This window comes from Dyella sp. S184 (genome assembly GCF_009766065.1).
In the GTDB taxonomy this organism is placed as follows: domain Bacteria; phylum Pseudomonadota; class Gammaproteobacteria; order Xanthomonadales; family Rhodanobacteraceae; genus Rhodanobacter.
This window is the reverse complement of record NZ_LMUE01000009.1, coordinates 284,196-297,417: the sequence shown is the minus strand read 5'-3', so window position 1 is coordinate 297,417 and position 13,222 is coordinate 284,196. Positions and strand designations below refer to the sequence as shown.

Annotated in this window: 14 protein-coding genes; 8 read left to right on the top strand and 6 right to left on the bottom strand. The window is 62.5% G+C overall.

Annotated features, from left to right (window positions below):
• Nucleotides 1-6 precede the first annotated feature (6 nt).
• Entirely contained in the window at nucleotides 7-1,227 is a 1,221-nt protein-coding gene (locus GSQ75_RS13510) for a helix-turn-helix domain-containing protein (protein WP_158755388.1), read from the bottom strand.
• Between the two features lie 167 nt (nucleotides 1,228-1,394).
• On the opposite strand from GSQ75_RS13510, the gene GSQ75_RS13505 reads away from it, so the two are divergent.
• The 4 genes from GSQ75_RS13505 to GSQ75_RS13490 all read left to right on the top strand — a co-directional run bounded on the left by GSQ75_RS13505 (nucleotide 1,395) and on the right by GSQ75_RS13490 (nucleotide 3,860).
• Nucleotides 1,395-2,048 carry a glutathione S-transferase family protein gene (locus tag GSQ75_RS13505; RefSeq protein ID WP_174236734.1) on the top strand — a complete coding sequence of 218 codons (654 nt, stop codon included), beginning with the start codon at nucleotides 1,395-1,397 and terminating at the stop codon, nucleotides 2,046-2,048.
• A gap of 20 nt (nucleotides 2,049-2,068) precedes the next feature.
• Nucleotides 2,069-2,836 (top strand): DUF899 domain-containing protein, encoded by a 768-nt coding sequence (locus GSQ75_RS13500; protein ID WP_158755387.1) that lies wholly within the window; start codon nucleotides 2,069-2,071, stop codon nucleotides 2,834-2,836.
• A 54-nt stretch (nucleotides 2,837-2,890) separates the two neighbouring features.
• The gene (locus GSQ75_RS13495; protein ID WP_216840686.1) at nucleotides 2,891-3,187 is read left to right on the top strand and encodes a hypothetical protein; all 297 of its coding nucleotides are present in this window, start codon (nucleotides 2,891-2,893) and stop codon (nucleotides 3,185-3,187) included.
• Nucleotides 3,188-3,392: 205 nt separating this feature from the next.
• Nucleotides 3,393-3,860 carry a hypothetical protein gene (locus GSQ75_RS13490; RefSeq protein ID WP_158755386.1) on the top strand — a complete coding sequence of 156 codons (468 nt, stop codon included), beginning with the start codon at nucleotides 3,393-3,395 and terminating at the stop codon, nucleotides 3,858-3,860.
• Nucleotides 3,861-3,893: 33 nt separating this feature from the next.
• On the opposite strand, the gene GSQ75_RS13485 is transcribed toward GSQ75_RS13490, so the two are convergent.
• Nucleotides 3,894-4,241: a metalloregulator ArsR/SmtB family transcription factor gene (locus GSQ75_RS13485; RefSeq protein ID WP_158755385.1), complete on the bottom strand. Its 348-nt coding sequence runs from the start codon at nucleotides 4,239-4,241 to the stop codon at nucleotides 3,894-3,896.
• Nucleotides 4,231-4,674: an SRPBCC family protein gene (locus GSQ75_RS13480; protein WP_158755384.1), complete on the bottom strand. Its 444-nt coding sequence runs from the start codon at nucleotides 4,672-4,674 to the stop codon at nucleotides 4,231-4,233. Before GSQ75_RS13480 ends, GSQ75_RS13485 begins: the two co-directional genes overlap by 11 nt.
• Nucleotides 4,675-4,974: 300 nt before the next feature.
• On the opposite strand from GSQ75_RS13480, the gene GSQ75_RS13475 reads away from it, so the two are divergent.
• On the top strand, nucleotides 4,975-6,303 hold the full coding sequence (locus GSQ75_RS13475) for an amidohydrolase family protein (RefSeq protein ID WP_158755383.1): 1,329 nt from the start codon (nucleotides 4,975-4,977) through the stop codon (nucleotides 6,301-6,303).
• A gap of 337 nt (nucleotides 6,304-6,640) precedes the next feature.
• Here GSQ75_RS13475 and GSQ75_RS13470 read toward each other — a convergent pair whose 3' ends face one another.
• Nucleotides 6,641-6,823 (bottom strand): hypothetical protein, encoded by a 183-nt coding sequence (locus tag GSQ75_RS13470; RefSeq protein WP_158755382.1) that lies wholly within the window; start codon nucleotides 6,821-6,823, stop codon nucleotides 6,641-6,643.
• Nucleotides 6,824-7,130: 307 nt separating this feature from the next.
• Entirely contained in the window at nucleotides 7,131-8,018 is an 888-nt protein-coding gene (locus GSQ75_RS13465) for a DoxX family protein (RefSeq protein WP_158755381.1), read from the bottom strand.
• A 262-nt stretch (nucleotides 8,019-8,280) separates the two neighbouring features.
• Here GSQ75_RS13465 and GSQ75_RS13460 point away from each other — a divergent pair, with 262 nt between their 5' ends.
• On the top strand, nucleotides 8,281-8,958 hold the full coding sequence (locus GSQ75_RS13460; RefSeq protein WP_158755380.1) for a GNAT family N-acetyltransferase: 678 nt from the start codon (nucleotides 8,281-8,283) through the stop codon (nucleotides 8,956-8,958).
• Nucleotides 8,959-9,037: 79 nt separating this feature from the next.
• The gene (locus tag GSQ75_RS13455; RefSeq protein WP_158755379.1) at nucleotides 9,038-9,808 is read left to right on the top strand and encodes a hypothetical protein; all 771 of its coding nucleotides are present in this window, start codon (nucleotides 9,038-9,040) and stop codon (nucleotides 9,806-9,808) included.
• A gap of 45 nt (nucleotides 9,809-9,853) precedes the next feature.
• On the opposite strand, the gene GSQ75_RS13450 is transcribed toward GSQ75_RS13455, so the two are convergent.
• The gene (locus tag GSQ75_RS13450; RefSeq protein WP_158755378.1) at nucleotides 9,854-11,758 is read right to left on the bottom strand and encodes an AMP-binding protein; all 1,905 of its coding nucleotides are present in this window, start codon (nucleotides 11,756-11,758) and stop codon (nucleotides 9,854-9,856) included.
• A 181-nt stretch (nucleotides 11,759-11,939) separates the two neighbouring features.
• Here GSQ75_RS13450 and GSQ75_RS13445 point away from each other — a divergent pair.
• Nucleotides 11,940-13,222: sulfotransferase (locus GSQ75_RS13445; protein ID WP_216840685.1), on the top strand; the 1,283-nt coding region annotated here is incomplete at its 3' end.

Genomic DNA, 13,222 nt, shown 5'->3' with positions numbered 1-13,222 from the left:
TCCATCCTAATCGCCGGGGAAGGGCGTCGGGAGTAACAAGCTTGTCGGGAATCCGGGCATGGGCGGGGTCATCCAGCGTCGCGCCCGTCCGCGACCGAACGAGTCCACCTTGTTGGCAGTCGCCAGCGCGTCGAGTGCCCGTTGCACGCTGCGCTGGCTGGTGCACAGCGCCAGCGCCAGGGCCGAGCTCGACCACGCTTCCCCGTCGGCGAGGAGGGCAAGCACCGCCGCATGTGCGTCGTCGACGGGCCGGGCCAGCACGACGACCTCGCTGGCTTGGTGCGGCGCCAAGGTGAAGCCGTGCTTCGTCGCACTGATGTTGGCCACCGATCGAAGCAGCGTGCGCAGGCGCCCGATCTCGACCCGCAAGCGCGCACGATGCGACTCGTCGGCGTGCTTGGTGCGGAAGGCATGCGCGATCAACGTGGCCCTCGGCACATCGCCGGGCCATGCTTCGGCCAAGGTCCGCGCAAGCACGAACAACACCGGACGCCGCTCCAGCGAGATCGCCGAACGCGCATCGCGCACCATGTAGCGGCACGCGTCCACGACGAATGCCGCGGAGGCCAGCAAAGCCTCGACCTCGTCGAGCCGAAGGAGTCGCTCATCGCCGTTTGCAATCAGGCGTGCGGTGGGCAGGTCCAGCACGCGGAACGCGTTTTGGACTTCCGCCGTCAGCGCCGGAATGCCAGCCTGACGTGCCGCCTGTTCGGCTCGAATCAGTGCAGCGCGCGCCGTCGCTGTGCGTAGGCGACGTATAGCGATGCCCGCGCCGACCAGCTCGCAGGAGGCCCGCGACGCGGGTGGCAGCGCGGCAGGGTCGAGTTCGGCGAGTGTGAGCTCGGCGTCGTCGAGGCGTCCGATCAGCAGCAGGCGTCTGGCCTGGAGATAGCGCGCATACGCGGCGTTGGTGTGATCGCCGTGCGCTTCGAGCGTGGCTCGTGCGGCATCGAGCGCCTGCGTTGGCTCGCCGAGATCGCGCGAGACGAGCGCGATCTCGGCTTCGGCGACGGCGCAGCGCGCGCGGGCTATTGTTTCGTACGGGCCGAAGGCGCGCGCGGCACGGCGCAGCAGCGCCTTCGCCCGCACGTAATCGCCGAGCTGGGCCATTGCGATGCCACGCAGTGCGAGCGCTGGTGCATCGTCGCGCAAGGCGACCCGCTTCAATGCGCCGAGCGGGTCGCCCGCCGCAAGCGCGCGGGCCGCTGCCGTGATCAGGGAGTCCATTTGAGTGAGCCCATTTCAGCGAGCCTTTTTGAATCGCGCCCATTTCAATCGCGCCACACTTGTCACTCCCACCCTTCGATGGCCCGGTCGCAGTCTATCTCACGCTCACCAACCAAGGCGCCAGCGACAACCGGCGCCGACAACACATGAACATGAGGAGAAACGAGATGGAAAAGATCGCTGTATGGGGCTTTGGCTGGGTACCGCCTTTTGCCCAGGGGCTGGTGCGCGATCTGCGCGTGCGTTGGGCGCTCGAAGAGGCAGGGCTTGCCTATGAAAGCCGGTTGATCGGGATCGAGGAGCGAAACTCTGATGCCTATCGGCGCAGACATCCTTTCGGGTTGGTGCCCGTGCTCGAATCCGGTGACGGAACCTTGATCGAATCGGGTGCCATCGTCTATGCCATTGCCGAACAGTGCGAAGCGCTGATGCCTGCCGGCCAGCGCGCCGAAACGCTCACCTGGATATTCGCTGCGCTCAGTACCGTCGAGCCGCCGCTCTGGAATCTATTTGTGATCGATGTACTAAACCATGACGAAGAATGGGCAAAGTTGCGACGTGCCGGGGCGGTTGACGAGGCGAAAGCTCGATTGGCCGCGCTTTCCGAATGGCTCGACGGCCGCAACTATCTGCTGAGTCATTTCACGGCGGCCGACATTCTGATGACAACCGTGCTGAGGTTCATCCGGCATACGGATCTGGTGGCCGGATTCCCACGGCTCGATACCTACGTCAAGCGTTGCGAAGCGCGGCCAGCATTCGAGGCTGCCTTGCGCAGCCAAATGGCCGACTACGCGCGCAACGAACCGGTTGCAGCCTGAGTTTGAGAAGGAGAGAAGCGATGACCGACTACAAGACTGGAACACGCGAAGAGTGGTTGGCGGCGCGACTTGAGCTGCTGGCCGCTGAGAAGGAGCTGACGCGGCGCGGCGACGAACTAGCGCGGCGCCGGCAGGCACTGCCGTGGGTCCGGATCGAAAAGGAGTATCGGTTCGAGACCGAGAAGGGCAGTGCTTCGCTGGCGGACCTTTTCCGGGGTCGCTCGCAGCTGCTTGTCTACCATTTCATGTTTGGGCCCGACTACACGGCCGGCTGCCCATCCTGTTCGTCCATCGCGGACGGGTTCAACGGCTCCGTCGCCCACCTGGAAAACCACGACGTGGCCTTCATGGCGGTGTCGCGGGCACCGCTTGGGAAGCTGCAGGCGTTCAAGCGGCGGATGGACTGGACGTTCCCTTGGGCATCGGCGCTCAATGGAGAGTTCAATTTCGACTTCAACGTCGCGTTCACCGAGGAGCAACTGCGCAATGGCCCGGTGAATTACAACTACCAGCCGATGGACGTGAGGCCGGCCGTGAAAGCCGGAGAGGATGGTTTCGTCGGCCAGATCGCGGCCATGACGGAGACGGGCGTAGCCACATACCTGCGCGAGATGCCGGGCATGAGCGCGTTCGTGCTGGAGGACGGCGTCGTCTACCACACGTATTCCACCTATGCGCGCGGACTGGATGGCCTCTGGGGCATGTATCAGTGGCTCGATCGCGCCCCCAGGGGACGCAACGAGAACGGCGTCTGGTGGCGCCACCACGACAAGTACGACCAGCATTGAGCCGCGCCTTGGTGGCAGCGCAACGGTACGGTGCTTCATGACAGGAGAGATGAAGTGAGCGACGTGCATGCCGACGCAGTTATCTGCGCTGCCATCGGTCATGGAAGCGGCGATGTGGCATCTTCCCGCGCAGCCGACTGGCTTGGCCTCGCGGCTGCCCCGACGTTCGCCATCATGGCATTGCTGACCGGTGTCCTTGGAGGTGGCCCGATGGACATGCTCTGCTCAGCTGCGCACGGTGCCTCGCCGCTGAGCGGCATGGTGCTGATGTATGGGCTGATGAGTGCTTTCCATTCGGCGCCCTGGCTGAAGTGGATTGCCCGTCGGCGACGTGGTACCCGTCGATCCTGACCCAGTGTTCGCCCCATCCAACGAAGGTATCGGAGATATTTTTGCCGCAATAAATGCCACTGGCACCTTTCTGGTTTCTATCGATGGTATGCGTGACTTAGGTCTTCGACGCGGCAATGTTGCCTGCGGGAGCGTGTTGAAAAAGCGCTATTTGTTTCCTGCACCGTTGTCGGCTTGGCTCGTATCCCCGTCCGGCTTGCCATGCATGCACATCAACGTCTGTCGACCCAGGTGCTGGCGGCCGCTGGCCATGGTGTGCGCGGCAGCGTCGTGCGGTTGGCGCCCCTCGGTTCATGGAGCGGGCGACCGCGGCTTCGTGCCCAGGCTGATCAACATCGCCCGCGAAAGAGGTTTTTCGGCGTACGTAGGTGACGGCGCGAACCACTGGCCCGCAGTACACCGGCTGGACGCGGCGCGTCTGTTCCGACTGGCGCTTGAGGGCGCGCAGCCCGGAACGCGTCTGCATGGCCTTGAAGAGGAGGGCGTGCTGTTTCGTGCCATCGCCCAGGCGATCGGTGAAGGGCTTGGCGTCCCTGTCCGCAGCCTCACCGAGGATGAAGCGTCCGCGCATTTCGATTTTCCGGCGCTTTGTCGCCACCGACAATCCAGCCTCCAGCGCCATCACCGGCAGTTCGCTGGGATGGCGCCCAGAGGGGCCGGATCTGCTGACTGACATGCGTGACAACGGTTACTTCGGATAGCGCCGTCACTTTTCCACGAACGCCTTCAGTCGCGCCAGCGAGGCATCCCATTGGTCCGAGATCTGCTCGACGTAGCTGCGCAGCTCGTCGAGCGCCCGGGGATTCAGCGCGAACAGGTTTTCCCGCCCCTCGCGCCGGCTGCTGACCACACCGGCGCTTTCGAGAATGCGCAAATGCTTGCTGACCGCCTGACGGGTCAGCGGCTTGCTTTCGGTAAGTTGGGCAATCGACTGGCGGTTGCCGCGACTCAGCGACAGCACGAGCAAGAGGCGGGTGCTGTCACCCAACGCGGCAAAGACGGTGGCCGTCGCGTCCGATTGACGGGTCAGCCGGGCGAGTGAGTTACGCGACATGGTTGCGGATGTTTTCCAGCTGTGCGGTCCAGCCACCATCGTTCATGCGGAACGCTTCGGCGCGACGCCCACTGGGAATCTTGTCGAAGCCCGTCTCGGTGATCCGCAGCAGGGTACCGGTGGCGCTGGGCGTCAGCATGAACTCCACCAGGGTAGGCGTTTCGGCCTCGTAGCCGACGCTGGGGTCGACCGCATACGGATGCCAGGTAAACGAAAACAGGTGTTCGGGCTCGATCGCCTTGATGGTCGCCCGCCAGACGACATGTTCATAGCCCGGGTGGGTAATCAGTCCCTGGGCAACCTTGCCTGGCTTGAACGGCGCGTCCAGCTTCACGCGAAACCACTCGCCAAACTCACGGTAGTCGGTGAGCGCACGCCACACGCGCGATACCGGCGCCTTCAACTCGATGGACTTCTCGATGCGGTCGTTCATATGCTACCTCTTGGTTGCATATAAGCTTGGGCCTGCATGATGAAAAATGCAACCATAAGGTTGCTATTGACGCGTGTGACCAGGCGAGAGGTCCGGGGTTTTCTGGCATGAACGCCGAGCAGGCGCCTGGTTGCCACGGGCGTAATGAGGCCGCTCATCCGATATGGGGATCTCTGGAGTCACATCTCCGGCTATTTCGCGTTACTGGTGCGCTGGACAGTGACCAGGTTGCACTTTTTCTGAGACTGCTCTCTGATCCAGATTTCAGATCGCCTGAGCCACACAGAGGAGAAACAAGAAATGTCCGCAAGCATCTTGATGAAGCGCATGGCGCTATTGGTGTTGTCTACGCTGGCTACTTCGGTGCTTGCCGCCGAACCGTCTTTGCTACTGACCCACGCCACGGTCATCGATGGCACCGGCACGCCGGCGCAGGCGAACATGACCATCGCGATCGAGGGCGAGCGCATTGCGGCGATCTATCCGGACGGTAGCCGCCCGGCACCAAAGGCGGCGCGCGTGGAAGACCTGAGCGGACGCTATGTGATCCCGGGCCTGATCGATGCGCACGTGCATCTCACCGGTGCCGAGCCGGATTTCGCGCACTACCAGCCGCATTTGCAGGCACTCCTGCGTGGTGGCGTCACCGCCATTCGCGACATGGCAGGCGACGATCGCCTGATTGGCTATCTCGCCGGGGAAGCGAACTCGGATGCGCTGGAGTCACCGGACATTTATTACGTGGCGCTGATGGCCGGCCCCACGTTCTTTGTCGAGGACGTGCGCGCGCAGGAAGCTTCCGCAGGCGAGCCGCTGGGCTTTGCGCCATGGATGCAGGCGATCACCCAAACCACTGACATCCCGCTTGCCGTCGCCGAAGCCAAGGGCACCGGAGCGACCGCGCTCAAGCTGTATGCCAATTTGCCTGCAAACCTGGTCACGAAGATCACCGTGGAAGCGCATCGCCAAGGCCTGCGCGTATGGACTCACGCGACGATTTTCCCGGCCACGCCGAGCGATGCAGTGGACGCCGGCGTAGACACCATTTCGCACAGTCCGTATCTGGTCTGGGAGGCGGCACCGAAGGTGCCGGACGACTATGGGGTGCGCGCCATGGGCGATTTCGCACACATTCGGCCGGACGCGCCGCAGATCCTCGCGCTGTTCAAGGCGATGAAGCAGCACGGCACGATACTCGATGCCACGCTGCTCCCGTTCGAGCAGGAAGCGCAACATGATTCCAAAAGTGTGGGTGCCGGCATCATGCCGTGGAGCTATGCGGTAACCAGACTGGCGCACCAGCAGGGCGTACTGATCGACGTCGGCACGGACAGTTCGGGGCTTCCAACCGATCCTCAGGGACCAGATCTTCATGCGTTACCTCTAGTGCACACGGAAATGGCGCTGCTGGTCGAGCATTGCGGTTTCACGCCGCTCGAGGCGATCCACGCCGCCACGCAAATCAGTGCGGCCGCGATGGGGCAATCGACGCAACGCGGTACGATCAGCTCCGGCAAGCGCGCCGACCTGGTCGTGCTTACAGCCGATCCGACACGCGATATCCACAACACCGAAAAAATCGCGTACGTGATCAAGAATGGCCGGATCTACCAGAAGGACGGCAGCTGAGGTTTCGTCGAATCATGCGTTGGGTGAATGTAACGATTCCGACGGGACGGCGTCCGACATCCAACGCTCAGGCTCGAACCAACATGGCGTCCACGATCAAGTGCGCAGGGAATTGTTCGCAGAATCCTAGGGCTACGATGACAGAGCCGCAGTCGACAGCAGCACAAAAAGCGTCCAATAAGTTCTGGAATGAAAAGCCGACTACCAAATTCTGCGTTGGCTTTTGTACGTTTGTGATTGCCGAAATTCTTGAGTACGTCACCCATCCTGGATTTTCAACTTCGTTTAGACAGGCTGGCATTGATCGCGTGGGTATGTCCACATCCCCTGCTGGCGTTCACTCCGGCTGCTTGTAGATCACGCCGCCCTTCATCACGAACGGCACGTGTTCGATGGCGCTGATGTGGATTGTCGGATCGCCTTGTACCGCGATGATGTCGGCGTCGAGACCGGCCATCAGCTGGCCGAACTGGTCCTGCTGGCGCAGGATCTTCGTTTCGACGGCCGTAGCGGCCAGCAACGCCCGTGCCGGCGCAAGTTACTGACGCGGTTCCCGTACGGTCGGTCAGGCGTCAACGCTCATGATGAGCGAGTTGCAAAGAACCACGAAAGGCGCTCGTGTTCCATGGAGTGTGCTGCACTTTTCACATTCATGCGGATGCCTTCCAAGGGGGAAAAACAGCTCGAACGCGACCGCATGCCTTTCTTGCACATCAGCTGGTAGAACCACCTCGCGAAATTGTTGTACGAGCAGATCGGCTATCGCCATCGCCGCGAGATCGCGTTCTGGTCACTCTGCCGAGCATTGGCTTCTCCAATCGAGTCAGTTATCCCGCCGTATGGTCTTCGCGCGAAGCTGATGCCCAAAGCCAGCCAACTCCGCGGTACGAGTCGGCCATCGCCCAGGCGCCGCAGGCAATCGCGGTAGACATCAGGAATGGCGTCACGGAATCATTCCCCGGCGCAGTGATGACGCCGGGCAGCCAGACCAGCAGGGTGATCACGCTCAACATGGCCGCCTCCAGTGTCACCGCCAGGCGTGGCCAGATCGCGAACAGCACACCCAGGCTGGTGGCGAGGCTGCCGGCTCCGGTCAGGTAAGCCCAGCCCAAGTGCCAGGGAAGCCATGCAGGTATGAAGCTGGCGGTTTCCTTGGCATACACGAAGTGCGAAAGCCCGATCGTCGGCAGTGAGAGGGCGAACAGAAGCCGCGCCCAGCGCACGCCGCGCATGCCAGTGACGAGGCCCACATGACTCCTTGCCCATGAACCGGCATGGACAGCAAACACGATCCATCCTCCTGCCAGGATGACGGCGATCTCGCCGAAACCCAGCCAGGTGGCTTCCATCGTCGGCACGAACACCACGGCGGGGAGCTTCAGCAGCACCGCCCAGAGCAGCAGATAGATGAACAGGATGCCGGACGAAAACCCGACCATGCGTTTCACCAGTAGGCCGAGGCCGGTCGCCAGCTCGATCACTGCGCAGGCATACACGAAGAACTGCCGCGCCAGCAGATGCTCGATGGGAATGCGTTGCCACACCGACGCGAAATCGCCGTAGACGAGACCACGTATTCCGAGAGCGATCATAACCAGCGCAAGCAGTACATGACCCAGACTCATGCTGGGAGTACCGGCTCCCTTGGCCAGGTTCTCAGCAAAAAGCGCGGGCGGCCCCAACAGGGCGTGACCAGGTCGGGTTGATGTATTCATGCCGTGCCTCTCTACGTTGTTTGGGTGGAGCGTGAACTCTGGACGGAAGATGGCGGTGCAAGTAGTTATCCGTGATAGGCGTGCGCCAGGCAACTTGTTCGCGATGAAACTTTCCTCTCGTGGATGGTACGTCCGATACGGCTCGATCACGTCATCCCGATGCAGCCAACCTGTGACGCAGGTTGGGCGCCATATATCGCGCGCAGCCGACGCCATCTATGGCAATCTCTTCCGCCAACGGCAGACTAGGCGGTATCGCGGAATGATCGTTCCGGAACTCGACAATCCATTCTGGACTTCGCTATGCACTCGGCATCGGGCGCTGGCGTTGCGTAAGGATGGTGCGGCACGCTATCCGGCTGAGTTCGCGCCTTTCCTTGGCGTGGCAAGCGCGGATGTGGACGCGACCGAAGCGATCGAGTACTTGGTGGAGCCGGGTGAGGCCTTGTACCTGCTCGGCGTGGTGCCGAAGGTGACGAGTGGATGGGTTCTCAATGCCTATGGCCCACTGGCGCAGATGATCTGCACGATGCCGATACCAGTGATCGATGGGCCGGAGGTAATCAGGTTGTCCGCGGCGCACCGCGAGGATGTGCTGGCACTGACCGCACTGGTGTACCCGCATTATTTCCGCCCGCGCACGATGGAGCTCGGCCGCTATTTCGGGATCTATCAGGATGGCCGGCTCGCAGCGATCATCGGCGAGCGTCTGGGCATGGATGCGTACCAGGAAATCAGTGCCGTCTGCACGCATCCCGACTTCAGCGCTCGCGGTTACGCTCGTCGCCTGCTGGCCCTGTTGTCGAACGACAATCTGGAGCGCGGTCGCACGCCGTTCCTGCATGTGAGCCACCAGAACCACCGCGCGAAGCTGTTGTACGAACAAGTCGGCTACCGTCACCGCCGCGACATCGATTTCTGGTCGCTGTGCCGGGCATAGGTCTGGCTGTCGGCTGTACTGCGTGCCACCGTATATCATGTGACTGTGCTGCAAGCCGTTGCTTGCCGGGAGCGGGCCTATGTTTTCCGGTTTCACGAATGACATCGACGGCATCGCCTGGCTGCTCGCCCTAGGGATACTGCTTTGTCTGGTCGTCGCACGTGAATTCGGCTATTGGATGCGTCGGCGGAAAAACCGCAGTGGCGCGCGCGAGGCCGAAGACGGCTTCACCCTGACCAGTGTGCTTGGCCTGCTGGCATTACTCGTTGGTTTCACTTTCTCGATAAGCCTCAGCCGGTATGACACCCGCCGGGAATTGGTCGTTGCCGAGGCCAATGCGATCGGCACCACGGCGTTGCGGGTGCAATTGCTGGACGCCAATGTGCGCAGCGAACTGGATCCTCTGCTGCGAGCCTATGTGGCCGAGCGCATCGTCTACGGCAGCGCGCCAACGGAACGAGCGGAGGATGCCAGCTACGCGCGTGCCACGATATTGCAGAACCGGTTCTGGCAGACGATGAGCCGTGGCATCGAGCCGATTCGCACGACGCCGTTGGCGGCTTTGGTCGTATCGGCCACCAACGACATGTTCGATCTGGCCGCATCGCGCAAGGCGGCACGCGCCGCGCATATCCCGACGCGGGTCCTGGTGGTGCTGCTCATCTATACCTTATTCGTTGCCTTCCTCGTGGGTTATGAGAAGGGCCACGCGCGCTGGGCCAGCACGATGCTGTTCGTGCTTCTGTTGATCGCAGCGGGGCTTATCCTCGATATCGATCAACCCGTGCATGGAGCCGTGCAGGTGTCACAGCAACCCATGCTGGATACCCAGGCAGCGATGGGTCCTTGAAGTTCCGGTCATCATGCTGACGATCACTTGACTCCGGTATTCGCCTCACGGCTCGGCGAGCTTGTTCAGCACCACGTCGATCGCGTCCGGATTCTCGAGGCTGGTCAGGTCGCCTGATGTCTTGCCCGTGACCACCAGATCGCGCAGCACGCGACGCATGATCTTGCCGCTGCGTGTGCGCGGGACCGTGGCCACCACCACCACGCGCGCCGGGCGCGCGATCGCGCCGACCGCATCGACGACAGCCTGGCTGAGTGTCGCGCGGAGTTCGGCGCTATCCGTGTGTCCCGCACGGGGTACGACGAACGCCACCGGGACCACGCCCTTCACCTCGTCGGGCTGGGTGACGACGGCTGCTTCGGAGACTGCGGCATGCGTGAGCAGTGCGGCCTCAAGCTCCATCGTGCCGAGCCGATGGCCCGCCACGTTGATGACATCGTCGAGACGACCGGTGACCCACAGCTGGCCGTCCGCATCGAACAGCGCTGCGTCCGAGGCTACGTAATGGCCGGGAAATTGTGCGAGGTAGGTATTCACGTAGCGCTGGTGATCGCCCCACACGGTTCGCGCCAGGCATGGGAATGGCGCGGCCAGCGTGAGCGCGCCGCTCTCGCCGGGCGCGGCCTCGGTACCGTCCTCGCGCAGCACATGTGCCACGTAGCCCGGGAGTGGGTGCCCACAGCTGCCCGGGCGCGCCGGCGTGGCGCCAACCATGCTGCTCGACCACGCAGTGCCGGTCTCGGTCTGTCCGTAGGTGTTGTTGACGAACAACGTGCCGCGACCGAGCTTGTCGCGCGTCCAGAACCAGGTATCGGGATCGAGCGGCTCGCCGACCAGCGACACCAGCGCGAGCTTGCTGGTGTCGTGGATATTCAGCAGGTCATCGCCCGCGCGGCGCATCATCCGCAGTGCGGTAGGCGCGGTGAAGAGCTTGTTGACGCCGTAAGTCGCAATGAGTTCGTAGGTGCGCGCCAGCGTCGGCGTGTCGAGGCTGCCCTCGTAGATGACATGCGTGGCACCGTGCGCAAGACCCCCGACGAGTGCGAAGATCGGGAATGTGAGCCAGCCCACGTCCGCCGTGCACCAGTACACGTCGTCGGCGTCGAGGTTCAGCGACCACTTCACGTTCGCATAGGTGCCGACCATGAAACCGATGCCCGCGTGCACGAGGCCCTTCGGCTTCGACGTCGTGCCCGACGTGTAGATGATGAAGCCCGGATCGTTGGCCTCGAGCGATACGGGCGCAGCGCGGCGTGTGGTGCTTGCCAGCAGCTCGGCGAAATCTCGCTCGCCTTCGCGCAAGAGGTAATTCCTGTCGACCCGCCGTGCAACGACGATGTGCGGAATGGGCAGTCCTTTCAGCGCCTCGTCGAGCGTGGCCTTGAGTGGCACAGTGCGGCCACGGCGCAGCGTGGCGTCGGTGCAGACAATGACTTTGGGCTGCGCATCCTTGAGGCGGTCGCGCACGGCCGATGCGCTGAAACCGGCGAAGATCACCGAATAGATCGCGCCGATCCGGTAGCACGCGTGGATGGCGATGAACGACTCGGGTACGTTGCTGGCGTACACGGCAACGCGATCGCCCTTGCTCACGCCGAGATCCTCAAGTGCAGCGGCGAAGCGGGCGACGGCATCGGTGAGTGCACCGAACGTCCAGGTTTCCTTCAGCCCGTCTTCGCGCTCGTAGTGCAGGGCGATCCGTTCGGCCGGCCAGCGATCGAGGCAATTGACGCTCACGTTGCCCATTGCGCCGGGGAAGTAGCGGAAGTCGCCGAGCTGGCCTTCGAGGGTAATGTCCGGTGCGCGGTCCCAGCTGAACTCCTGCGCGATCTCCAGCCAGTATGCCTCGGGAGTGAGCGCGCGCAGTCGCGCGGCATCCGCAGCCGTCGTCGCGGGTTTCACGCGATCCGAGGCCATGATCAGGGGCTGTTCGAGGAGCGCCTTGTCCATGGGAGGAATATAGCGGAGTGCAGGGACAGAGTGGGTTGATGCGACAGTGGTGTGAGGTGAAGCAGGGTCAACGCCGTGCGCAAGCGGCACCAGCCATGCCAGCCCATGCTATCAACGGCCGGCCGACGGCGATATCGTGGAGGTAGAACCTAATGTCGCTACTGTCACGCTAAGGCACTGCATGTCTGATCCAAACAAGCTCCTTGCCCAGGCCACCGCGGTGTACAAGCAGGGAAACTATCGTCAGGCATTTGATCTGGCGAAAACCTTGCTGCCGGTGGCTCCCGATCATGCGGGGCTGCATTACCTGATCGGGCTTGCCGCACTCGGCCTGAAGGAGATGTCGCTTGCAGTGAAGTACCTGCTAAGGGCTGTGACACTGGATCCTCTGCGAGGCGAGTATGCGGCGCAATTTGCGAGGGTACTTTCCCTGGTCAACCAGCAAGCCGTTGCACTGGCTCTCGTGGATCGGACCCTGACCCTGTCACCGCTCGACGCAACGACACTGGATACCCTCGGGTTCGTGCTCGCACGCGCCAATGAACACGAGCGTGCACGGGCTCTTTACGCGCGTGCGGCGGCCCAGGAGCCATCCCGCGTCAACCTTCATAACCACCTCGCCAAATCGCTGATGTTCCTGGGCAAGCTGGACGAAGCGGAACAGGAAATGGAAACCTGCCTGGATCTGGCACCACAGTCGTGGGAGATCCACCTGACGTTGTCGTATCTGCGCACGCAGACCGCGACGAGCAATCATCTGGAGCGCTTGCAGTCGTTGTTGCCGAAGAGTGCAGGCAACCTTCTCGCGCAGATATACGTGCATCTGGCACTGTTCAAGGAATACGAGGATCTGGCCGACTATCCCAAGGCATTCGGGCACCTTGCCCTCGGCAAGGCCGCGGGAAAAGTAGGACGGGACTATTCACGCGAGCGCCAGGAGGCCCTGTTCGCCGCGCTGACCCAAGCGCTGCCGAACCCGGAGACCGCCGCCGCCGGCTTTCCTACCGATGAACCCATCTTCGTCATCGGCATGCCGCGTTCGGGCACGACCCTGGTCGAGCGCATCATTTCCAACCACCCTGATGTGCATTCGGCTGGTGAGTTGCATAATTTCCCTGTGACGTTCAAGCAGCTGTCAGGCAGCCGCACGCGGGCCCTGTTTGATCCGGAGACCATCGATTGCGTGCCCAATATTGACTGGCGCCGGCTGGGCGAAGCCTATCTCGCCGGGACCCGGCCTGTGACCGGCCACAAGCCCCATTTCATCGACAAACTCCCGCACAATTTTCTCTATGCAGGCTTCATTGCGCAGGCGCTGCCCCAGGCAAAGATCATCTGCCTGCGGCGTGATCCGATGGATACCTGCCTTAGTAACTTTCGCCAGCTATTCGCGCTGGAGTCGACCAGCTACGACTACTCGTTCGACCTGCTCGATACTGGCCATTACTACGTTCTGTTCGATCG